We start from the raw sequence: 22,460 nt of genomic DNA, 5'->3' as shown, positions 1-22,460 counted from the left end.
TGGAAATTATGGCCAATCTCGTTCATTATCGTGGCTGCTCAGGCAGTACGACTACCGCTCTGCCATTGATCCTTTCACACTCGATCAAACGAGTAAGGGAGGTGGGTGCTTCACGGAGCGCCCATCTCGTATAAAGCATATCCAGGTCCAAAGGGGGAAGAATTCATGGCTGTTACGCTCCTGCTTCTACGACTCCTGCTCTCGCTTGTCTTCCTGATAGCAGGTCTCGCTAAGCTGGCCGATCTACCTGGTTCGCAGAAGGCACTCCACAACTTTGGTGTACCTGAAGCTCTCGCCGGGTTGATGGGGATAGTACTGCCAATCGTTGAGATTGGCGTTGCCGTAGCCCTTATTCCCCGGACCTGGTCCTGGTATGGAGCGATAGGAGCGTTCGCGCTTCTGCTCATTTTTTGCGTGGGTATCGGTTACAACCTGGCGCTTGGGCGCAGGCCAGATTGCCATTGTTTTGGTCAGTTGCACTCGGCTCCGGTGGGACCCTCAACGCTTGTACGTAACATTCTTTTAGCGCTAGGTGCCGCTTTTGTCGTCTGGTTTGGACGTGGTAGCACAGGATTAAGCGCTACAAGCTGGTTTACAACAATGCCTCTGGCGCAACAGGTCGCACTCGTTGCCGCTGCTCTCGCGGCCGCTCTAATGGCTGGCGAGGGCTGGCTTCTCTTGCATGCCCTGGGTCAGCAAGGGCGGCTGCTCCTGCGCCTTGAGCGTACAGAGAGCCGACTTGCACAAGAGGGGTTCATGTTCGCGATGCCAGAAAGAGAAAGGTCGGTAACGGGGCTGCCAGTCGGTGCCAAGGCTCCAGCTTTTTCTGGGACCAGCCTCGATGAGAAAAAGATCTCGCTCGATGGTTTGTGCGCGTCTGGAAAACCAGTTGTACTCATATTCACCAGCCCTACCTGTGCTCCCTGCTCCGAACTCTTGCCGGAGATTGGACGCTGGCAACGAGATTACGCGGATAAGCTGACCATTGCCTTGCTTAGCCACGGCTCAACTCAAGAGAACTCTGCCAAAGCAGCCGAGCATGGAATTTCGCGTATCGTGCTCCAGCGCTTGAATGAGATAGATATTCTCTTCGGTGTGCAACGAACACCAAGTGCGGTACTCATTGGCCCTGATGGCTTCATAGAAAGCTCTATTGTTGTAGGTTCAGAGGATATTCAAACCCTGGTCTCTAGAGCGGCAAGCTTGCGTCAGCTACCTGTAGTGCTTCTGGGCAACGGTGGCAGAGCCCAGCCAGAACCTTCAGTCCCTGAGATTGGAACACAGGCCCCCGCTTTTCGTCTCCCTGACCTTAAAGGCGAGCCAGTCTCCTTGAGCTCTTTTCGTAACACTCTCACCCTGCTGCTCTTCTGGAATCCAGACTGCGGTTTCTGTAAGAGCATGCTTTCAGACTTGAAAGCATGGGAAGCCAATCCTCCGCAGGGTGCGCCCAGGCTGCTCGTCATCTCAGACGGGACGGCAGAGGAAAATCGCCTTATGGGTTTGCGTTCACCTGTATTGCTCGATAAAGAGGGCGCTGTGAAAATGTTGTTTGGCTCAAATGGGACGCCGACGGCAATGCTAGTGGATGCCCAGGGGAAAATTGCGTCTGCTCTGGCGGAAGGGGCTTCCGATGTCCTGGCGCTTGCTGGCCATGTCAAAGAAGAGGCCCCATCACCACGAGCGCGCTTAGATCTTATAAAGCTCGTTGGAGGGAGAAGCAGGCTGCAAAGCTAGACTCTCCCAGTGAATATAGCGCCTGGAGCGGGAGTGCTGCAACTCGCGCCTGGATTCTATGGTATAGAACCTGGTTACCAGAAAGGATCATCGCTATGGGGTTTCATATGCCAGAATTGATCATCCTCCTCGTTGTCGCGCTGCTAATCTTTGGCCCCAAAAAGCTGCCCGAAATGGGTTCAGCCATCGGGAAGAGCATTAAAGCGCTCCGTAAAGGCATGGATGAGATCTCAAATCCCAAAGCTGAGGAAACGCCTGAGCCGGAAACCCAAGAGGCCCTGCCGGACCCTCACAAGGAATTGAATAGCCTGACGAGCATTCATGATACTAGCAAAGAGATCAATGCTGACAAACAGGCTAATTAAGCCTGTTTGTCTTCTCTGCATGGAGAGGTTTTATGGCAACTAGAAGAATAGAGGATGATTCCCTGGAGATATCAGACAACCTTGTCTCTGAAAGCGAGGAGGCTGAAACCAGCGATCCCTCCAATATGTCATTGCTCGATCATCTCGAAGAACTCCGCTGGCACATTGTGAAATCGTTGATTGCTATTGTCATTTGTACTGTCGTGACCTTCTTCTTTCGCGTACAGATCATGGATTTTCTTACCAGGCCTCTGCCTGCTGCGGCGAATGCACTTGGAGGGGGTAAAGTTAAGCTGGTTGTTACGGGGATCGGAGAGGGCTTTACGACCCATCTCTTGCTTGCGCTCGTCGGCGGTTTTGTCCTGGCGCTACCGGTGATTTTGTACCAGGTCTGGGCCTTTATTGTGCCTGGCCTCTATCAGCACGAAAAGAAGTACGCTGTCTCGTTTATAGTCGCAGGCCTCCTGCTCTTTCTAGCTGGCCTGGTGCTGGGGTATATTGTCCTCTCCTACCCAGTCAATTGGCTCGTGAACTTTGCCTCAGATAGTTTTACCGAACTGATTTCGGTCAGTAGCTACTTTAAATTCGTCGCCTTATTCCTGCTGGCCTTTGGCCTTGTCTTTGAGATTCCTCTGGTCCTAACTTTTCTCTCACTTATTGGGGTTATCACGGCGGAGACCTTGAGCCGGAAACGGGCCGCCTCGCATGTGGGGATGTGGATTGCTGCCACATTTCTGACGCCAGGGGCCGATTTCTACAGTCCAATCTTCCTGGGGGTGGCTATGTCTGGCTTGTTCGAGTTGTCCATTGGTTTAATCAAGCTCACTCAGCGTATGCGTGAACCTGAAAGCTCCCCCCGCTAAAGCGCTGATTCTTACCCACATTTAGGAAGTGATAGAATCAAGGATGAAGACGCAAGAAGTATGAGACGCCAAGAGTTGGGCCGAGCACACCTTTGGGAACGTCCAATTGCACGATAGCCGCCGAACGAGACGCACCATCCAGGCAGCCAGCAACCTGGCGGAGAACCCTCTGGGTTCGCTGCCTGCTCAAATGCGACTGGAAAGGGGCAAAAGCCTTGTATCGTTTGCTCAACGAGCCAGACGTGACCTTTGCTGCCTTGATGCAGCCGCATGTTCAACAGACGAGGGAACAAGCTGCATCCTCTGCAGTGATGTTGCTGGTACAAGATACCACCGATATCGATCTGTCGCATCGCCACAAGATCAGTGGGACGGGGCAAATTGGCAATGAACGTGGGCGTGGTTTCGCGCGTGCAAACAGTGCTTGCTGTGCGTCCCCCTACCAAGGAAGTGCTTGGCTGTATGGCTCAAGAACCCTTTGTGCGCATTGCAGCACCCAAAGGGGAACAACGCCATCAACGGCTCAAACGCAAAGAGCGTGAAACCGATGTCTGGATGCGCCAGGTAGGTGCCATTGGGAAGCCTAAGCCAGGAAGCACTTGGGTCCATGTTGGGGATCGAGGCGCGGATATGTTCCCGTTTTTTCCTCGCATGCCAAGCGAACCAGACGCACTTTCTGGTGCGAGCGGCTCAGAATCGGCGCACGGAAGCGGACGAGGAAGAGATCACGTATTCTCTGGATCGCGCCCGCGCCTTTCCAAGTCAGCAGAGCCGTCCGCTGGAGGTGCCAGCTCGGCATGGACACAAAGCGCGTTCGACCCAGGTTCAGCTTGCCTTCGGACACATGACCCTCTTGCCCCCACGCCATGAGCCGCAAGCGAGCAACGAACCCTTGACCGTCTGGGTCATCCGCGTCTGGGAAGAACTGGCTCCGGAAGGTGAAAAACCGTTGGAATGGATCTTGTTGACCTCGGTTCCCACCACGACGCTCGAACAAGCACGGGAGCGTGTGGACTGGTATCGGCAACGCTGGCTGGTCGAGGAGTATCACCAATGCCTCAAAAGCGGGTGTCGCATCGAGGAACGACAATTGCAAACGGTTGACGCTCTGATGCGCTTGTTGGGGGTGTTGTCTCCACTTGCCGTGCGCTTGTTGCAGGTGCGTGCCTACGCTCGTGAAGCGCCACAACGCCCAGCTTCTGAGGTGATTGAGCCTCTAATGCTTGCGGTGTTGGCCCAGCGCTCTGGTCACTCGCCTGCCACCATGACACTGGGCACCTTCTGGACGGAAGTGGCACGGCTCGGTGGTTATCTGGCGCGTCGTCGTGATGGTCCTCCTGGATGGCGAACCATCTGGAAAGGCTGGCTCTCCTTGCAAACGCTTCTTGAGGGCGCGCATCTCGCTCTTCACCTCCATTTGTAGATGTGGGTAAGAATCAGGCCTCAAGGCAGGGGTTTTACGGGCCGGTTTGATAAGCGATACCGCGTTCAGGTGAATGATGTGAGGAGGTGAGCGATGCCTTCCTGGTAGGCCCACTGCTTGTGCGCTTGCAACGTTGCCACAAGTGGGGCGAAGATGGCGGGAAGTGTGTCGAGTTGGGCTAACTCGCCAGATGGGGCCGCCACGCCGCTGGCCTGGAGGGCGGTCATATAGGCCGCTGGATCGATATGCCAAGGGATGAAGTGACCAGGATAACGGGCAAGGAAGTAAGCCGCGATTTGGAGCCCTTTTAGATCGAAGTCCCCGCTATAATGAAGCTGATAATCGGGCGAAGTCGCGATGAGCTTGTCGAGCAGGGTCAGGGCTGCGACACTGGGCCAACCAGCGGTACATATGATCGTGGGGGGCTGTATATTGTTGGGCAGGTTGTCGATGACTTCCTCGAAGACCTGGGGATTCTCAATGATATAAATGTCCATGGCGGCGGCCTGGACGCTGCTCCACTCCCATAGCTGGCGTAGTGTCAGGGGCAAAATACGCTGACCCGCGGCCGCGATCATCGGATCGGGAGTCCCACCATGAAAGGACGCGCTGTCGAGGTTGAAGACAACGACAGTGGATGAGATGGTATCGACCTGCAAACCGACCTCCAGGTAGAGGCGCAGAATATCTTCGCGGTTCAGGCCCGGTTTGAGAGGTGTGTGCGAGAGGTCTCCAAGTGCGAGCAGGAGCAGCCGTCCCGCTGCCCGGTTTGGGTCGAGCATATGCGGATCGCCACTGGTTTGCTGGGCAAAAAGGGCCAGGCGTTGCGGACTGTCCGAGCCTGGCAACTGGTCGAGGATGCGCGCAACATAGCTAATCAGCTTTAATTGCTGCTCCTGCACTTCACTACCCGCGTTTTTGTAGCGTGAGACGAGCCACTCTCGCCCGTGCGTACCCTTGGTGAGCCAGGCATACCCCCGAGAGGCCTCCGGTAAGGCTGCGCGAATCACGTCTAGCGCATCTAGAAATTCCTGCTGGTGAGCCGCCTGGGCCGCGCGGCGCTGTGGACGTGTTATCATGGCTGAGGCGGGGAAGAAGGCCGCCAGGAGCTCGGGAAGGGTGCAGGCGAAACCGCTATGCCTGAGCGCGTTATCCATGTCGCTCAATCTCACCTTGAGCGCCTGATTCGTAGAGGGGGGCTTGCCGAGAAAACTGGCGATTTCGCGGCGCTCCTGCGGGGTACTGTTCTCCAGCACGATCTGCCCTCCGACCTGCCCCAGTTCCAGGTATTTGTCGCATAGCCTGGCGAGCAGGCGCGAGAGGTCAGCCTGGATAAAGAAGGCAACAGCCCTTTGTACATTGGCCACGTTGGCCTGCTCGCGCTTGTGCTCCTGCATGCTTCCCACTTCCTATTCTGCCTGCATGCCTGTTTTTTCGCTCCAGAACGAGGCCGAGGCTGTCGCTACTGATGAGCCTTTGTCGTGAATCATCAGGTAGCGCGCGCTGGCGGGGATTTTTGCGCCTACACCACTGACCTCTGGGCCGGTCATAATCCACTGGAAGCCCTGTGAAACCAGGAACTCCATGATGCGCTGGGTGTTGCTGGCGCTCACTTTATCAAAGGCCTCATCGAGTGCGAGGAGGCGCGGGGCCCCAGGGCTGGCACTGTTGTAGAGCGCGCCCAGCGCGGCGAAGAGCGGCACGTAGAGCGCGAAGAGCTGTTCAGCTCCACTACGTGTGCCCGCCAGGCGGTCGGTCAGGCGCTGACGCTGGCCACCGATGGGGGTCACCCAGACATCGAAGTGGAACCACTCGCGGTAATCGAAGATTTGCTCCAGTGCCTCCATGAAGTTCAGATCGGGTGCCTCTTGCTGGCGCAGACGGACCGCTTCGATCTCGCGCCGAAAGGCGCTCATCAGGGCGTCGCTCTCTTCCGCGGTGAGGGCCTGGGCTGGTTTGCGCAGGAGACGATGTTGCTGCGCCAGCTGGCTCCCCAGGCGGGTGAGATCGTACTCGGCAGGTGGTTTCCATTGCAGCGAGTAGTGCTCGCCAATCATGGGGAGATTGCTCAGCACCCTATTGATTTGCTGTACCCATTCCTCGGCTTCCAGAATGTGCATACGGATGGCCTCGGCGATCTCTTGCAGCAAGAAATCCTCGAATAACTGGCGCTCCTCTTCACCGAGCAAGGTTCTCTGCATCTCAATGCGTTCGCTCAGGATAGCCAGCAGTTCGATAGGGCGGCTCCTGTTCTCATTGAGGAAATGGACACGCCCCTGGTCGTCGAGGTCTGGCCCATATTCGAGGAGCAGCGATTGCTCCTGATTGAAACTACGCGCGAGGGCATTGTAGGCGTCCCGGTACTCATTCTCGAGCCGTTCTTTGCGTTGCGGAATCTCGCTCTCAGAGAGCGCGCCATTGAGTAGAATGCGCGCGGCTGTCAACGCGTCGTCCTGCTTTGCGGCCAGGAGCGCTTCCACCGGATAGGCCGTCAGCAGGTCGAGGAAGCGGGCTTGGCGCTGCGCGCGCTCTTCCTGCGCCTCCTGCAAATGGGCTTCGATCTCTACGAGATTGGCCGCGACATTCTGGTAGCGCTCGTCGGTGCGCGCGTGCTTTTGCCGGGCCTCGTCAAGCTCACTGGCGAGGATGTCATCGCGCTCTCGCAACATGCGGAGCCGCTCGCTGAGCTCCTCGGCATTTGCGAGCGAGGCCACGCGCTCAAACTCTTCCATCTCAGCGCGCGCCCGCAGTACCTGCTGGCGTACATGCTCATATAAGCGCTGGCTATTGGCCTCGTTCGCCTGCGCTTGCTCCCGGGCCACGCTGGCCTGCTGGTATTCTTCCCAGCTATGAACCAGGCTCTGAAAGTGTGTCTGGAGCGAGCTGGCCTGATTTTTAAGCTCGATAACGCTGATGAGTGTGGCCTGGACGCGGTGCTGATCGCTGACGAGCAGCGCAACGCCCTGGCTCTCGCGTTCAAGCTGCGCAATGATAGCATTATAACTTTGCCGCGCCTCTTGCGTGTGCTGGCGGGCCTTCTGGTACCTGTCTCTGGCTGTGTTGAGTGTCTTCTGCGTCTGTACGAGTTCGAGGTAGATCTCTTCCAGGCCGCTCTGAGGGAGCACCTTGCGCAATTGCGCCTGCTTCTCTTGCAATTGCTCAAGTTGTTGCTCATAGGCGAAGAGAAGGCTGGTAAACCACTGGTACTCCTCTTCGAGTTGGGCTTGCTGGCTCTCCAGCGCCTCCAGTTCGCGTTGCCGGGTACGCAAGCGAGTCTTGCGGCCGATATAGCGAGCCTGGCCTGGACCAGCGTGGCCACTCAGCAACCCATGTATCCACTGGCCGCTGCTCTCCATGCTATATATATCACTGGCCAGGAGCGCGGCGATGATGTCTATGGTGAGGGTTTCCCACCGCCCAGCAGGCGCCTGGAGAGCGGTATCAAAGCACAGAATGTCTCTTGCTTGCGGTGCACGTGGGTGCGGCTGCAAGCGCCTGAGATCGAGCCAGCAATCGCTGAGTTCTTCGCTGGCCAGGAGCACGGCCGCGGCGGCTTGCTGGGAGGGCTGGACGACAAGCGCATTGAGCAGGCCCGCATCCTCGAGGGCGGTTTCAATACACCCTGCCTCCAGTTCATCACTGCCAGGCGCGAAGTCGAGCAGCATGTAGAGTGGGAGGGCGTCGATGCTCTGTTCCGCTAGCCGGGCGCGCGCGCGCATATGCCTTTCAGCGCTCACGGGCTGATATTCCGGTTCGGCCTTTTTGCGCTCTATGAGCGCTTTCAGTTCTTGCAGCTCGTGGGTCTTGCCACCGATGAGGAGGTGCAACTCGTGCATTTCATCCTGCACTTCAGCGCAGGCCTCGCTGAGCTCATGCTCAAGAGACTCGATGGTCTGGCGGTAGTGCTTGAGCAGGGCTGAGCAGCGCTCTACCAGCGTGCCTTCCTGGGTGTTGTCGTTCTCCAGCGTGGCATCTAGCTCTTCTGGAGCAAAGGCTGAGTCTGGTGCATCACGTTCTTCAAGGCTAAATGTATCGAGGTCCTGCTCGATCTGCTGCTGCGCTTGCCAGGAGCGGTCCTGGAGTGCCTGGAGATGGCTGCGCACTTCATCAAGCTCCTGAAAGCGCGTCATCTCGATCTGGCGCGCGTTCTGCACTTTATTATCCAGTTGCGCACGTTGCTGGTGCAGGGCTTCGAGACGATGGAGCCAGGCGATGCGCTCCTCGGCTGGCGCGCCCAGGAGCGTGGTGATGCCAGAGGGGACCTCGGGCATGGAGGAGGTATGCGTTGCGAAGGTGTTCACCTGCGCGATGGCGCCCTCTAGCTGGATGGCGGCGGTCTCCCAGAGCGCCTTCTCGGCGGCGAGGGTATGCAGCGTGCGCAACTGGGCCAGGCACTCGTCCTTCATCCGGCCGAAGCGCGTCTGCTGGCGCTGGATGCTCTGTTCGCTCGCGTTGCTGGCATGACGCGCGGCATCGAGGCTTTGTTGTTGCAGTTTCATCTGCGAGGTGGCGGACTGGAGGCGCTCGCGCACAGCGGCAAGCTGCGTTGCTACCTGGAGCCCTTCGCTTGCTTCCAGGGCCCTGATCTGCCCATGAATGTGCTGCTGTTCCTCCTGGAGAGACTGCGAACGCTGTCCAGCCTCAGTGCGTTCTTTCTCGGCGTGTGCCAGAGAGCGGCGGAGGCTCGTTGCCCGGTTTTGCGCCACATCCTCGACGAACTGCGCTCCCTGGTATTCGCAGGCCGCCAGCTGGGCGCGGATGCTGGCGAGGTGTTGCAGCGACTGGTGAATGCGTTCGGCGGCGGCGTAGGCCTCCTGGACGCGCTCAATCTCGCTCTGGATGGAGTCGATGCGCTCGATGGTACCGATGACACGCGAGGTGGTTTCGCTCGAAATCTTGCGCAGCGACATTTTCAGATAGTCGTGGACGCGCGAGAAGTTCAGTTCGGTGCTCAGATTCGGGCGGCGCAGGATGAGCAGCAGATTGATCAGCTTCTCGAAGTCCTTGCTATCGTGAAAGCCGAAGAGATGGCGCGCGACCTGCCGCTCGTATTCAGCCTGTGTCTCGCAGATGATGCCATGCCCTTCGAGCAGTTGCTTGAAGCGCAGGTGGTCGTAGGCGCGCTTCTCGCCGTTGTTTTTGCTTTCATAGATAGTATCGAGATCATAACCGAGGCGTGAGCCATCGGTAATCAGGAAGCGCAGGGCGCGAATGCGCTCGGTGGTGTTGGCGTTGCCTGCGATGCTCAGGCCAATGGTGAGAAAGCGCGTGCGTTCCCGGTCCCCATTCTCCCAGCGTTGACGTAGTTCATCAGCGATGGGTGGCCTGTTGGGATCGCACCATTCAAATTCGAGGGCGATATAGGCGGTGCGGCGCTCGTGCTGGTAGGGAGTGGCAGAGTTGCTATCGCCAAGGACATAGTATTCGATACGGCGCTCGCGGCCACCGAAGGTATCGAGGCGGTTGGGGCGCAGGTCGCCTTCAAGCGCGAGCGGGAGGGCGGCCGTCAGCACGGTTGATTTGCCGCTTGCATTTTCACCAGCCAGGAAGAGGCGACCATGCGGAACTTCAAATTCCTGGCGTCCATAGAGCCAGAAATTAGTCAGGATAATGCGGCGCAGGCGATAGCCCTCGGGGCCACCTGTCTGTGCCTGGAGGGTCTCGACAAAGCGTGTGACCTGGCGGGTAAGCGCGTCTTCTGAGGTTTCATCGAGCGTTGCTGTCCATTCGGTGAGCTGATCGAACGTTTCTTGCATAAATCCTTCTTCTCTTATTCCAATCCAGGCAGGGGTGTAGCGGGTGTTTTCTTGGCGCGTTTCGCGTTTGCTTTGGTGCGCCCACGCGTGGTTGGCATGGCCTCTGGCCCAGGTTTCTCATACGTGGCGGCATAGCGGGCGGCGGTTGGCAGGATCAGCAGTTGCCCTGCCTCGTCGGGTCCACGCAAAAGGCCGACCTGGCGCATCTTTTTGTACACGTCCTGTAGCAGCGTGCGTGAACTCTTGCCACGGGCCTCGTTGCCCCAGTGCTCGCCATACTGTTCGCGCACGCTATAGAAGAGTTCGCTCATATCTTCGACCGAGACATGCAGGCAACCAAAGGCATCCGGTGGGGGCCAGGCGTTGGTCTCGACCTGTGTGCGTATGGCCTGACAGAGCAGGAGCGCGATCTGGTCGTTGGTGCCATAGGGCGTGAGGGGCGCGATAGGCCCCAGCGCCATGCCGCTTGCGCGTACGATACAGGCATAATCACGCTGGATATCCAATAGCCAGCCAAAGGTATCAAGGAGTTCATTGGCAACGCTCTCGGCGTGCGTCAGCAGTTCGGCGAAGGCGGAGGGATCGTCGAAGCGGAAGAGCGTGGGGCCGAGCAGAAGTCCCCGCCAGGCGCGCACGAGGGAGGGCGACCTCGCCATATCCGCGAGTAAGGTTGGCTGTAGCGCCGTGGCGGGATTGGCCAGGTGGGCTGCCGCGCTCTCAACGGCCTGTGGATTGAGCGCGGCTACCAGTGAGCGAGCGACAGGCGTAAACTCGTACAGGACATCGGCATTCCCAGCCTGCTCTACCCATTCGCGTGTCTGCCCATCGACGAGTTGGAGCCCTCCCAGGTCCTCCAGGTAGTGGAGTGCGCGCTGCATACTGTAGCGGTCGGCTGGCCTGCGAAAATCGAATGGCTCTTCCCCGTCCTGATCAAGGGCTGACTGCTCCTGAATCTGCTCGGCCAGTTGGGAGAGCAGAAATTGTTGCTCATTGCCGCGGCCTGTCAGTTGTCGGTTCTCGGAATACCAGAGCAGCCAGGTTAAGCAGGCGAAATCCTTTGGCTCTTTCAGCCGTTCGTAGAGATAGCCAGGAGTGAGGGCGTTGAGATGGCGCTCCAGGCGGATCACATGGCTGTTGCGCTGAATGCGCCAGCCCGTATGCTGGTCATGCCATGCTTGCAAGGTATAGTAATGATGTTGTACCAGGCGGAACAGGTCGGCCTGGCTGGCGAGGATCACCTCTTTCTCTATCAACGTCACGTGCGCCTTGAGCAGATCCGCTGTCATTGTTGCGCGGCGGATGCGCTGACTTGTTGGTGGTGTGGGGCGTTGCTCGATCTGCGCTGGTTCGCTATATGCTGTTGTCATGATGTTTTGCTGAATGTCAGTCTCTTGCATGCTCTCTATCCTGTCTGGGCGTCTGCTTTATAGCAATGCGCTCTCTGGCTCATGGACGGCCTCTTGCTGCCGTGATAGGCGATAGCGTGGGAGGAACAGGATGCCATCATCGGCGTTGAGAAGTGTATAGATGCGCTCACCTGGATTCAAGAGTGTGATGATTGAGCTATCGAGGGCACGATACTGATGAGACGCATGTCCCTGGCAGGCATCGATAATTTCGGTGAGCAGCGAGCGATCCTCTATACTCACATGGGCCAGTGCGCCAAGGTCCAGCATATTGCCGCTGGCGAAGAGATGGGCGATACGCGACCTCTGCTCTTGTAGCTTCGCCTCATGTTGTATCACGAGATCGCGAATAATGGTTCGGTGATCGATGATGGGGTCCTCCATAGGCGGATCGCCGCGAAAGCCGCGATTGACTGGCCGCAAATAGAGCGTGACGGCGGCGGGCTCTTGCCAGACGCCTGGTTGCTGGGGATCATATGCCGTGCTAGGGGTGCCAGCGAAACTCTCGGGCAGATGGACCGGGAGGTGATTGGCGAAGGCGACGGAGAACAATTGCTGGGCGCTCTCGCCATCACGGGTTGCGAGCAAATGCTTTGCCAGGGTGTTGAGGTGCGTCGCGTAGTTTGCGTTGGGGCGCGCACTTGCCGCCAGCGCTGAAGCGCGCCGAACGACCTTATCGACCTCGGCGAGGGCGTTGCGGCGAAACGAATCAGCGTTCTTCCCCTCGCTGAACCAGTTCAGCATGGCCTCGAACTGGTTGCTGGCCTCCTGCCGCAACTCTTCGGGTGCGCGCCTGCCCTCAGCGGTTGGCGCGGGAGGCTCAAGGTAACGGGCGATGATATCAACCAGGAGTGACTGCTTCCCCGTTGATCTCCACGTTGCCAGTTGCTCGCGGATGCGCCTGCTATATTGTGTCAGGGCCTGGGCAAAGCCATGAACGTAGGCCACGACCGCCGACTTATACTGCTGGAATGTCTCCAGGTCAGGACGTGCCTGTTGCGCGGCATTGATCATCGTAGCGAGATATTGCGCGGCCTCACGGGCCATTGTGTTCCAGACCTCAAAGGCGCGCTGCCACTCCTCCGCGATCTCTCGTCCATGCGTGGCATCCGGGTCCAGGCCAGGCATGTGCAGAGCTTCATCAATATGCTGGAGGGAGGTCCACAGACGTGGAAGATCGCCCTGGCGCAGCGAGCCCCTGGCGGCGCTGGCGCGGTGTTGCTCGTCAAGAAACGTCTCAATAGCGATCGCCTCGGGTGTGGCTTGATAGAGCAGGGCTGGTGAGAGGAAACTGGCAATAGAGGAGGCGCGGCTGGAATCATAAATGGTTGTGACGTTGCCCCACTCTTTGAGCGACGCCAGGTCACTCTGACATTGCTCAAGCGTGTATTCGGGATCGAAGGCGGCACGCACGGCGTCGCGAATCTCCTGCGTCGTTAGCTGATAGCTATACAACTCGCGATGGCGTTGGAGGAAGGTACGCATAATTGTGCGATACCAGCGCGTGCGATTGGAACTGACAAGGTAACTAAAGATCGGCAAGCGATCCGTAATAGTAAAAACAGGAGAAGTTGCAAGACCTTCGCTCGTGTTCATTGGCTCCAAACTCTTCTATCTACCTTTGGCTCTATTGCCCCATTCGAACTATTCTATCATACCTGTCTAGCTTCCCAGCACGAAATACGCCCGGGGCTTGTGTACGTGCTTGTTGCATTTTCAGCATAGTGCCGCCTTTTAAAGTTCGCCTGTATAGCTTGAAGACCAGCCAAAAAGGGCTTTGAGTTTTTGTCCCGGATTAAACTTGAAAACCCAGCTTCGAGGCTCTGGGCGCACATAGAATCCACCAAAACCAGGCAGGGTGACGCTTTCTCCGGTCTTAAAGCTCTCATAAAGCGTCTCTGTCATTCCATCAATCCATGCTAGCGCTGTCGCTTGATCCGTATGCATGCGCTCGGCAAGGCGTCGGGCGAATTCGTCTTTCTTGATATGCTCCATCATTCTCTCCTGCTCCGATTAATGTAGTCAAACGTATGCAAGCATAGATTTGCCACACCTTTCGTTGTTCCTGCTTCACTCCCAGATGCCTGAAGGCGATTGCCTTTTTGGTCTGACTCCAGGTCCACAAGCGACTTTTACGCGCCGTCCGAGCCAGTACCGAGCGCGGCTTGGTCATTGAGCCCTACCAAGCGAAGGGCTTCCTTCAAGATATTGGTCGCAGCGTTGCAGTCTCTATCCCCTTGCCAGAGACAGTTGGGGTTTTGACAGACAAAGAGGCGGTCGGCAAGTGTGATGTCATGCCAGCGCCAGCCACATTGATGACAGAGTTGGCTTGAGGGGAACAGGCGATCCACTTTCACCACGAGGCCACCGTTGTGTGTGACTTTGCTTGTGAGTAAGGTCAAAAGAGAGCCTAATGCCGCATCCGCGAACGAGCGAGCAAGACACCGGTTTTTCATCAAGCCCCGAAGATGCAGTGATTCAATCCCCACAATGCCGTAGCTCTTGGCAATCTGCGTGGTCAGCTTGTGCAAGACATCATTGCGCAAACAGGTAATCTTGTAATGGAGTCGTGCAACTTTGCGCCTCGCCTTCTCGCGGTTCTTTGATCCCTTTTTGCAACGAGAGAGGTGTTGTTGAGCCTGCCTCAGCTTCTTCAGTGCGGTTTTGAGGAATTTTTGGTTTTCAAATCCCTCGCCGGTACTCAAGGTCGCCAGTCGGTTCAAACCCACATCTACTCCCACACGTTTCGGCTTTTGCTCACTCGCTTGATCGGAAAGCTCAACCGTGATGCTCACAAACCACCAATCCGCCGTTTTTGTCACCCGTGCACCTGTGATCTTGCCTTTGAAACGAAGATTCTCGGCCAGATTGACCCATCCAAGCTTGGGTATCCAAAGACGATGATCACCAAGTTCGAATTGATCATTGGCGAGATAAAATGAAGGTTTTGAGCGTTTCTTGGTTTTGAATTTGGGGCGGCCTCTTCGTTTACCGTTCTTCTGCCCGTCAAAATAGATGGCCCAGGCTTTTCCCAGGTCCAAGAAAGGCTGGTCACAAGCGTTCTTGGTCACTTCCCAGGTCCAAGGGAACGCTTTGCGTCTGATCTCGTTGAATTGCTTTTTGAGCTTGAGCGCGGTAGGCTTCTCTCCCGCCTCATGTTGGCGGTTCCACTCAGCTAGCGCCCAATTCCAAACAAATCGAGCAGTTCCGGCGGCTTTGGCAAAATAGATGTTTTGCTCTTCAGTAGGATGGAGCCGTATTTTATGAGCTTTGATCATTGGCCCCATCCTTTTGGAGAGCAGCAGCGCGGATCGCGTTCTTGTGGGAGCGCAGACCGTGCAAACGTGCTGAAAAAACCGTCACGATGGCAAGCAGGTCTCGAACCAATTCTTGCTCTGGGGAAAGCTCTTCTCCATTGACCACAATGATCTGGGTCCCATGACGCTGGCAGAAGGACTCAAACCAATCGTAGCCGAAACGCACAAAACGATCCTCATAGCCAATGACAAGCCGCTTCACCCGTCCTAATTCAATGAGCTCGATGACCTCATTAAAAGCTTTGCGCTTGTAGTTGAGAGCGGAGCCGATATCTTCGCGCCATACATCGACGTTGATTTGGTGCTCTTGGCAGTAGGCTCGCAGGGCATTCTTTTGATGGATGAGGTCTGCTTTTTGGGCAGGGGAAGAGACACGAGTATAGGCGATGGTGACTCCTTGATCGGAGGAAACCAATCCTCGGTACTGTAAGTATTGTTCGTGCGTATAATAGCGCCGATTGGTTGGACTTCGATAGGCATGCAAGATGCCCTTACGATCCCACTTCTGTAACGTGTTGACGGATTTTCCAATCAGCTTGCCGAACTCACGAGGCGAATATGTATGCTCCATGAACACATTATACCATATAAGCTACGTATTTTCAATACTGTTGAATCCTCTTTTCTCATCGGTGTGTCTGGGTGTTGCAAGCGTCTGCTTCCCTTCTTGCTTCTCTCTCAATGGTTCCTCCTGGGTGGTGGCAGCCTGGAAGCAGAGTTTTGCTTTTTGCCCTTCCTGGTGTATGCTCTTTTTGTAGTGAAGTGTACATGATGGAGTCAGCGAGAGGAAGTCGTCCTATGGCGAAACAGGTATCCAAAGGGGTGTGTGCTTTTTGTCATGCTGAATTGAAGAAAGCGGGTATGACGAAGCACCTGGAGGCGTGTGAGAAACGCATGGCGGCTGAGACACTATCTGGGAAACGCGCGAGTGCCAGTCCTGCCAGGAAATTGCATCTGCTCGTTGAGGGGCGAGACCTTCTTGAATATTGGATGCATCTGGAGGTGGTGGACACAACGACGCTGGCAGCGCTGGATCGTTTTTTGCGCGACACCTGGTTGGAATGTTGTGGGCACCTGAGCGCATTTGAAATTGGTGGCGTTCGGTACGCAACTGGTGCGGGCATGGGCGATGATTGGGGGATGGAAGAGAAGAGTATGCGCGTGCGCCTGGAGCATGTGCTGAGTCCAGGCCAAAGTGGCCTCTATGAATACGATTATGGCACCACCACCGAACTGAAGATAAATGTGATTGGAACACGAGAGACCGCAACAAAAGGGCAGGCCATCCGTATCCTGGCCAGGAATACTCCGCCCCGACGGGTGTGCGATGTTTGTGGCCAGGAAGCCAGCGATGTTTGTTCTGTGTGTATCTTTGAGAATAAAGGCTGGCTCTGCAAGGAGCATAAGAAGAGCCACGAGTGTGGCGAAGATATGCTCCTGCCAGTAGTGAATTCGCCTCGTGTTGGGATGTGTGCCTATACTGGCTAACCTGGAGTCGTGCTCAGTGAGAGCAGGAAGAATAATCAGGCGCGGCGAGCGCTTTTTCTTGGCTTTCTTTGCGATCCCTTGGAAGGCGTAGGAGGGGTATCAAACTCCATCTGTGGAGCACCCAATTGAAGTGGGTGCAACAGGTCCAATAATAGTTGCTCATTGTATGGACAGGTATTCCCTGCCTACACAACTCGCCTTAACCTACGTCCGTTGACATCTCTGAGCACGCCCAAAGATCCAACTGGACGGGCGGTTCCACTACGAGGAACCGGAATTCTTGCTTCCACTGCTCATGCCGCAAGAGGAGCAGTGCTTTGATTTGGTGCCGGTCCTGGCAGGCACGCAACTCCCGGTCGCCGAGCCGCGATGCAATATTCTGCGCGGCGTTAGTGTCTGCGTGGGTCGTGTGACCGCAAATCCGGCAACAGAACGTCTGCTGATTGGGGCGATTTTTGCGGTCTATGTAGTGGCACACATGGCACTCTTGCGACGAATAGGCGCTCTTAACCTTTGTGGCGGTGACACCGCGTTTGGTGGCATTCCACTCAAGTTGCACTGGAATATGCGCGAGGTTGGAGGCACGCAGGTACGCGTTCATGGCGCGGGCTTTGAAGCGCATCGAGGGCACTGATAATTGTTCGTAGGCAAACTGACAGCCTTCGTGTTCTTCAAAACAGAGGTTGACGGTTCGATTGATCGATTGCTTGATATGCCGGATGAGTCTCTGTCCTGTGCGACTGGTGGTGGAGGGGAGTTTCTCCTTAGGGACGCCTTTCTTTTTCAAGCAGGCTCGCAGTTTCGCCTTGCGCCGTCGTTTTTCGCGATCCTGCCGATTCCGTTCTTTCATCCGCCCATTGAACGAGCCGTACTGTTTGCCATCGGAGGTGGTGATGAAATTGGCGATACCGACGTCAATGCCAATGACCGGCGCGTCGTTCCTGGTCTCTGGCAGGATTTCTTCGTCATAGGTCAGGGTCAACCACCACGCCCCTGCTCGTTTATTGAGGGCCACACTACTATTGATCTTCCGACGCTTGCCCGTGTGAGGATCAGTGAGCTGTATTTTGTGGTAGTTAGCAAGCACAACCGGAATGAGAAGTTGCTTTCTGAACGTCAGGGTCGAAACCTTGAGCCAGTAATCCACGGTTGAATCGGTGGCTGCTTCCAATTGGACCACATTGACATTGGCTTGAATGCAGGGTTGGCGCAACGTCGGAATGTTCCACTCCCGCCATTGCGGTTCCTTTGCTTCTGCTTTGAGCGTGCCTTCTTCCCGTTGTTTCTGATACTCAGCCAACGCGTCCAGATACACTTGATAGGCGTTGGCGCGATTGGTCCGCCAGGACTTGGCGATGCCCGCCGCCTGTTGGATCGCGACGCGCTGCCATCGCTCGGAGAGAGCGGTCGGAAAGCAAGGAGCGCGAAAGCCGTTGGGGAGTTCCTCATCGCAAAACAGAGTCACATACTGCTGCATCAACGCAAGATAGACCTCGGCCAGTTCGTTCAGGGCAGCGAGTTTGCCTGGATTTGCCCGTTCCAATCCAATATGGGTGATTGCACGCGTGATGGTACGCGGCTCACCCTTCTTGGGGGGCTTCTTGCGCTTCTTCATAGCTTCCCTGCTCCAATTCTTGCACAATTTTTTCCGTTTTGCGCTTTGCCCGGCGTTGCCCATACAATCGAGCACAGAACGAATAAATGATGCTGGTGAGGTCAGCCAGCAAATCTTCGGTGCCACTCTCTGCTTGATTGACCACTTCAATCTCGCGCCCAGAGGTTTTGAGCAACGTTTCGATGTAGCGAAAGCCAAAGCGCGTGCCACGATCTTTGTATTCAATCACGATGCGCCCAATGCTTGGATCAGCCAGCAACGCCAGAAACTTGGGCCGATTGTCATTAACCCCAGAACCGATTTCTTTGACCACCTTGCTCACCTGATAGCCTCGCGCCGTACAGTAGGCTACCAACCGTTCCGCCTGGCTGTCCAGGTTTGACTTGTTTTCGGCTGAGGACACCCGTGTGTACACCACCACATTGGGAAGGGCAGGCCGTTCTTTCACGGGCATTGGTTCTGTCACCAGAATAGTGCCCGTATCCATTTGGTGCCCGGCGATCTTGCCTGCCTTATACCACCTCCAGGCGGTTCGGTAGCTAATGCCTTGTTGTTTCGCATAATTGATCAATTTCATATCATGATTATAGCATACATGGCCGTATTTGTCTATAGCTGTCTATTCCTTGAGTGAACGTTTCCCAATACCTGCATCCGTCTATCGCTGAGCGCGCTGACCAGCAGGGTGTCGGGCTCCTGGAGTTCGAGATCGCCAAAGCAGATGGTCCCAAATGGCGGCGTATCGTAGGCCGGATCTCCCCAATAGACCCAGAAGGCTCGTTGGGGTGTCTCCTCCACACAATAAAGCCGCTCATCAACCTGCAAAAAGGCACGTATTGCCTGCGTATCGACAGGCGTAAAGCGAGCACCCTGTGGGCGTAAGAGACTTATACCCTTCCATGTTGGGATTGGGGCAGACGGGGCGCCAGTAAGGCAGGGGTTGGCAACAGTCAGCAAACGCGCGGCCACTCCCGCAAGGGCAACTTGCCTCGGCCTTCGTCGGTAGATAACTGAGGGCGGTGGCTTTCTCTCCTGGATGGTCGGGGTCTGGATCTTTCATGCCTGGTCGCCAATGCGTGATCGTGGCTAGGACGCCTCCATTGGGATCGAGTTGACGCAGGTCATAAGTCTCAAACGTCTTCATAAACTAGAGTACCTCCCGTAACCATGCCTCCATTGCTTCTTTGAGTCGCTGATCTCGCCAGTCATACCAGGTTTGCGTCCATTGCTCTCCCAGTGTGTATAACGTATCTTTAAAACGCCTGAAAGCACCTTTCCCATGTAAGGCAGTGGATAATTTCTGGGAGGCGCGTTGGTCTTGGGGAGCAACTACCTCCTCCACAAAATTGCTCATCCATTGATAGGCTTCAGAGGATGAGATACGCTCAATACGTACATAGTCGTTGCTCCCCTCGATTTCTTCCGTCAGTCGTTCTTGCTCGTCCATATCATCATCTTCTGACAGGAAGAGCACTTCTCCAGTCTGGGTATTGAGGAAATACATGTTAGTCAGGTTGGAGTCTTCCATCGCTACCTCAAGCATCTCCATATCGATGGGGTTTCCATTGGGAAGGGTTGTCATAGCAGAGAGCTTCTCCTCAATTTTTTTCCTTTTTCTCTGTTCCGCACTGGATCAATGCCAACTGTGTGTCAATGTGAGAATATCACACGCGGCAACATTTGGGATCGGCCCTTCAACATGCACATTTGTTCTTTTTTGGTGTACATCGTATCAGCACTGAGAATGCGGTTTGTGGCCAGGGCTGGATGCAGCAGGGCAATTACGGCACAGATCTCATTCTCACTGCTTTCCACGGCGCGTTGCGCCAGCACAAGAGCGAATCGACACCTGTGCGTTTTGCCGTCGGTTTTGCTGTCAACGATGCGTTGCGCCCAAAAAGGAAAACGCTCTCATGAGTGTCTAGAAGCGACCTGAGAGCATCATCATCATAAAAGAGCTGCAAGTGGAGAGATTTGCGGGCGCCTCCCCGCCTCTTTTCGCCGCTGTCCGCCAACGCGCTTCCCGTACGGCGCGAGGGGGAGTATCATTCATCGGCGCGTGTCGTAATCCGCTGGCGTCCGGCGGCTTTGCCGTCAATTTGCCGTCAAAATTGGTGAGGTGAGGGGAGCTCTCCCCGAGTTTCCGATGTGGCACCCAGGTGGTTGCCAGCGAGTATGACTGTGCTCATGAGCCAATAGAGGAAACTATCGGGTGGCCGTTTATCCGCCATCCATCCGCCATCCATCCGCCATCCATCCGCCATCCAATCATCTGTCTCTTGACTTGCCAATGCAATGCTCGTACACTGTTTGTATGAGGAGGAAGAGATGAGCACGCAATCTGTTGATACCCATCCTGATGCTGAGCGGGTCTTAATCGACCTGATCCGCAAGGCGCCTGTGGAGAGGCGGTTCAGGCTCGTACAATCGCTGACCCAGAGCACGCTGTGGGCGAATATTCGCTCCTGGCAAGAGCGCTATGCGGGGAACACTGAGCGGGAGGCTGCAGTGCGCTTTGTCTCGTTCTTGTACGGGGAGGCGCTTGCTCAGCACGTACAAGCCGCATTGGAGAGGCAAAAGCATTGGCATGTGCAGCCAATTGATCTCGCCACCGTCGCGCATTCTGTGCTCCGGGCGTGCGAGAGGATAGAGGCACCCTGTTACCTCGGCGGCTCGATTGCCAGTTCGCTTCACGGTATGCAACAGATGGCGCAAGATATTGATCTTCTTGCTGAGCTTGACGAACAAAACCTCTTCGCCTTCCTGGCTCCCCTTGAACGTGATTTTCTCTTTGAGAAGAGTACCATCCGGGAGGCGGTACGGCGGCGCGTGCCCTTTTCCCTCTTGCATCTCGACTCACTGGCGAAGGTCGATATCATAGTCCCCCGATGCACTGCATTTGATGCCTCTCTGTCTCAGTTGGTAACCCGTTATGTGCTTGATGAGCGGTATCCTCCCTTCCCCGTTGCTTCGGCCAGTGAGATGATTCTCTTTAAGCTTCGGCGCTTTCGCCTGGTTTCGCTCGTGCGAACTGATGGTATGAGAGACGATGCGGAGTGGAACGACATCGTGAGCATGATCAAGGTACAAGGATCGAACCTCGATGTGGAGCTTCTGGCAGAATGGGCTCGGACACTGGATGTAGCGGAAACGTGGCGACAAGCCCTCAAAGATGCAGGACGCCACGAGACTTCGAGTGTGTGACATGCTCCTCAAAACAGCAGGATATTTGCAGCAGGGCATAAATACTGACATTTGACCCAAGAATGTTTGTAGCAGAGAGCAGGGAGGACTCTTTCAGATGGCGATGTATGGTGATGTTATCGAAGCCCTCTCCCCACTTATCCAAGCTTTTGACCAACTCGGTATCTTCTATTATATTGGCGGTTCTGTTTCCAGTTCTGTTCATGGTATGCCTCGCAGGACACAAGATGTGGATGTTATTGCGGATATTCAGCCCAATCAGGTTAGAATGCTCGTACAGAGACTTCAGGCGGACTACTATCTTGATGCGCAAGCGTTAAAAGATGCTGTCCGGCGCGGCTTCCCCTACAATGTGATCCATTTGAGTACCATGCTCAAAGTGGACTTGATTCCGTTAAAGCGACGTGCTTTTACCCGAGAGGAAGCCCATCGCGCTCGACCTGAAATATTAGAGGATGGGACTCCTCCTGTGAGGATTGCGTCTGCGGAGGATGCAATCCTTACAAAGCTTGAATGGTTCCACATGGGCGGACAAACCTCCCGACGACAATGGGATGATATTCTCGGTATCATGAGGCGTCAGGGTGCAGCGCTTGATATTGCGTATCTACGCCAGTGGGCTGATACGTTGGGAGTGCGAGACCTTCTTGAGCGTGCTCTTCTTGATAGTGGTTTGGGACAGGCGTAGTATCTATCAATTGCTTTGGGGCTTCTTTCAGAAGGTAGCTTTACCTAATTGCGGGTAGAAAACTACATTCCCTTCTTATCAAGAAACTCAATCTCCGGCATATCCTCTAGTCCGTCAGGCATTTTATTCTCTTTCTACGAAGGCAATTTTTCAGATCAGTTTATTGTGAAATACCATCCTCGGTTCAGGTGAACGAGGCCCATCGTTATCTGTGTTATTCAATCATTACGCTTTCTTGAGCATAGGGTGTCCCGCAGTTGTAGCAGTAGCGGTGGCTGACAGGAGCACGAGTTTCGCAAGTGGGACAGGTCTGGCTGATCGTCTCCATATGAAGTCCTTGGCGCGCGTTCTTTTCAAGGTGCTCGTGGTAAAGATCAACGCATTCATTACAAATACGTACACCTTCTGGTCCCGCGACGAGATGATGAACCTGCCCCTCGCGCTTCTTACAGAAGGAGCACGTTATAACACCATTGCTTGCTTCTTCGTACTTCATCCACATCAGGCTTTTTCCTTTCTTCATGGGTTGGGGAGCATGCTTTCCCTGACAGAGAGGATGCCTGCTTGCCTTTCCTCTTCAGAGTGTGCTGAAGAGATTTTC

The 22,460-nt window shown here is 55.5% G+C and carries 20 protein-coding genes and 1 pseudogene; 8 read left to right on the top strand and 13 right to left on the bottom strand.

Annotation, left to right across the window (positions count from 1 at the left end; all coding sequences use genetic code 11):
- Window positions 1–165 precede the first annotated feature (165 nt).
- The 5 genes and pseudogenes from JMJ16_RS19120 to JMJ16_RS54465 all read left to right on the top strand — a co-directional run bounded on the left by JMJ16_RS19120 (window position 166) and on the right by JMJ16_RS54465 (window position 4,385).
- Window positions 166–1,734 carry a MauE/DoxX family redox-associated membrane protein gene (locus JMJ16_RS19120; protein WP_201384056.1) on the top strand — a complete coding sequence of 523 codons (1,569 nt, stop codon included), beginning with the start codon at window positions 166–168 and terminating at the stop codon, window positions 1,732–1,734.
- A gap of 95 nt (window positions 1,735–1,829) precedes the next feature.
- Window positions 1,830–2,099 carry a twin-arginine translocase TatA/TatE family subunit gene (locus tag JMJ16_RS19115; RefSeq protein WP_201384054.1) on the top strand — a complete coding sequence of 90 codons (270 nt, stop codon included), beginning with the start codon at window positions 1,830–1,832 and terminating at the stop codon, window positions 2,097–2,099.
- Window positions 2,100–2,131: 32 nt separating this feature from the next.
- Window positions 2,132–2,962 (top strand): twin-arginine translocase subunit TatC, encoded by an 831-nt coding sequence (tatC, locus tag JMJ16_RS19110; RefSeq protein ID WP_201384052.1) that lies wholly within the window; start codon window positions 2,132–2,134, stop codon window positions 2,960–2,962.
- Between the two features lie 85 nt (window positions 2,963–3,047).
- Window positions 3,048–3,353, top strand: a pseudogene (locus tag JMJ16_RS56055) (transposase DNA-binding-containing protein); the annotation flags it as partial.
- Between the two features lie 216 nt (window positions 3,354–3,569).
- Window positions 3,570–4,385, top strand: coding sequence for an IS4 family transposase (locus JMJ16_RS54465; RefSeq protein WP_236601624.1), 816 nt, complete (start codon window positions 3,570–3,572; stop codon window positions 4,383–4,385).
- A gap of 65 nt (window positions 4,386–4,450) precedes the next feature.
- On the opposite strand, the gene JMJ16_RS19100 is transcribed toward JMJ16_RS54465, so the two are convergent.
- The 7 genes from JMJ16_RS19100 to JMJ16_RS19070 form a co-directional block, all read right to left on the bottom strand.
- On the bottom strand, window positions 4,451–5,782 hold the full coding sequence (locus JMJ16_RS19100) for a TIGR02679 family protein (RefSeq protein WP_201384050.1): 1,332 nt from the start codon (window positions 5,780–5,782) through the stop codon (window positions 4,451–4,453).
- A 12-nt stretch (window positions 5,783–5,794) separates the two neighbouring features.
- A complete protein-coding gene (locus tag JMJ16_RS19095) occupies window positions 5,795–10,141 on the bottom strand; it encodes an SbcC/MukB-like Walker B domain-containing protein (RefSeq protein WP_201384048.1) in 4,347 nt (1,448 codons plus the stop codon).
- 14 nt (window positions 10,142–10,155) lie between these two features.
- Entirely contained in the window at window positions 10,156–11,538 is a 1,383-nt protein-coding gene (locus JMJ16_RS19090) for a TIGR02678 family protein (protein ID WP_201384046.1), read from the bottom strand.
- Window positions 11,539–11,565: 27 nt separating this feature from the next.
- Window positions 11,566–13,143 (bottom strand): DUF2397 domain-containing protein, encoded by a 1,578-nt coding sequence (locus JMJ16_RS19085; protein WP_201384044.1) that lies wholly within the window; start codon window positions 13,141–13,143, stop codon window positions 11,566–11,568.
- Between the two features lie 138 nt (window positions 13,144–13,281).
- Window positions 13,282–13,545 (bottom strand): HU family DNA-binding protein, encoded by a 264-nt coding sequence (locus JMJ16_RS19080; RefSeq protein ID WP_201384042.1) that lies wholly within the window; start codon window positions 13,543–13,545, stop codon window positions 13,282–13,284.
- A 134-nt stretch (window positions 13,546–13,679) separates the two neighbouring features.
- On the bottom strand, window positions 13,680–14,825 hold the full coding sequence (locus JMJ16_RS19075; protein WP_201384040.1) for an RNA-guided endonuclease TnpB family protein: 1,146 nt from the start codon (window positions 14,823–14,825) through the stop codon (window positions 13,680–13,682).
- Window positions 14,809–15,435 carry an IS607 family transposase gene (locus JMJ16_RS19070; RefSeq protein WP_201384038.1) on the bottom strand — a complete coding sequence of 209 codons (627 nt, stop codon included), beginning with the start codon at window positions 15,433–15,435 and terminating at the stop codon, window positions 14,809–14,811. Before JMJ16_RS19070 ends, JMJ16_RS19075 begins: the two co-directional genes overlap by 17 nt.
- 227 nt (window positions 15,436–15,662) lie before the next feature.
- Between JMJ16_RS19070 and JMJ16_RS19065 the strand changes: the two genes are divergently transcribed.
- Window positions 15,663–16,352: a hypothetical protein gene (locus tag JMJ16_RS19065; RefSeq protein ID WP_201384036.1), complete on the top strand. Its 690-nt coding sequence runs from the start codon at window positions 15,663–15,665 to the stop codon at window positions 16,350–16,352.
- A 199-nt stretch (window positions 16,353–16,551) separates the two neighbouring features.
- On the opposite strand, the gene JMJ16_RS19060 is transcribed toward JMJ16_RS19065, so the two are convergent.
- Genes JMJ16_RS19060 through JMJ16_RS19040 form a run of 5 tightly spaced genes read right to left on the bottom strand, consistent with a single transcriptional unit; the run spans window position 16,552 to window position 19,549 of the window.
- A complete protein-coding gene (locus JMJ16_RS19060) occupies window positions 16,552–17,967 on the bottom strand; it encodes a zinc ribbon domain-containing protein (RefSeq protein WP_201384034.1) in 1,416 nt (471 codons plus the stop codon).
- A complete protein-coding gene (locus JMJ16_RS19055) occupies window positions 17,933–18,544 on the bottom strand; it encodes an IS607 family transposase (RefSeq protein WP_201384032.1) in 612 nt (203 codons plus the stop codon). The genes JMJ16_RS19060 and JMJ16_RS19055 overlap by 35 nt, the downstream gene beginning before the upstream one ends.
- Window positions 18,545–18,576: 32 nt before the next feature.
- Window positions 18,577–18,765: a hypothetical protein gene (locus JMJ16_RS19050; RefSeq protein ID WP_201384030.1), complete on the bottom strand. Its 189-nt coding sequence runs from the start codon at window positions 18,763–18,765 to the stop codon at window positions 18,577–18,579.
- Between the two features lie 16 nt (window positions 18,766–18,781).
- Window positions 18,782–19,111, bottom strand: coding sequence for an SEC-C metal-binding domain-containing protein (locus JMJ16_RS19045; RefSeq protein ID WP_201384028.1), 330 nt, complete (start codon window positions 19,109–19,111; stop codon window positions 18,782–18,784).
- A 3-nt stretch (window positions 19,112–19,114) separates the two neighbouring features.
- Window positions 19,115–19,549 (bottom strand): UPF0158 family protein, encoded by a 435-nt coding sequence (locus JMJ16_RS19040; RefSeq protein ID WP_201384026.1) that lies wholly within the window; start codon window positions 19,547–19,549, stop codon window positions 19,115–19,117.
- 746 nt (window positions 19,550–20,295) lie between these two features.
- Between JMJ16_RS19040 and JMJ16_RS19035 the strand changes: the two genes are divergently transcribed.
- Window positions 20,296–21,171, top strand: a complete 876-nt coding sequence (locus JMJ16_RS19035; protein WP_201384024.1) for a hypothetical protein — start codon at window positions 20,296–20,298, stop codon at window positions 21,169–21,171.
- 97 nt (window positions 21,172–21,268) lie between these two features.
- Entirely contained in the window at window positions 21,269–21,859 is a 591-nt protein-coding gene (locus JMJ16_RS19030; protein WP_201384022.1) for a hypothetical protein, read from the top strand.
- 214 nt (window positions 21,860–22,073) lie between these two features.
- Here the strand turns inward: JMJ16_RS19030 and JMJ16_RS19025 are convergent, their stop codons facing one another.
- On the bottom strand, window positions 22,074–22,355 hold the full coding sequence (locus tag JMJ16_RS19025; RefSeq protein ID WP_201384020.1) for a ClpX C4-type zinc finger protein: 282 nt from the start codon (window positions 22,353–22,355) through the stop codon (window positions 22,074–22,076).
- Window positions 22,356–22,460: the final 105 nt, after the last annotated feature.

This window comes from Ktedonobacter sp. SOSP1-52, assembly GCF_016587395.1.
The sequence above is the reverse complement of the archived record's forward strand: the minus strand, read 5'-3'. Positions and strand labels throughout refer to the sequence as shown.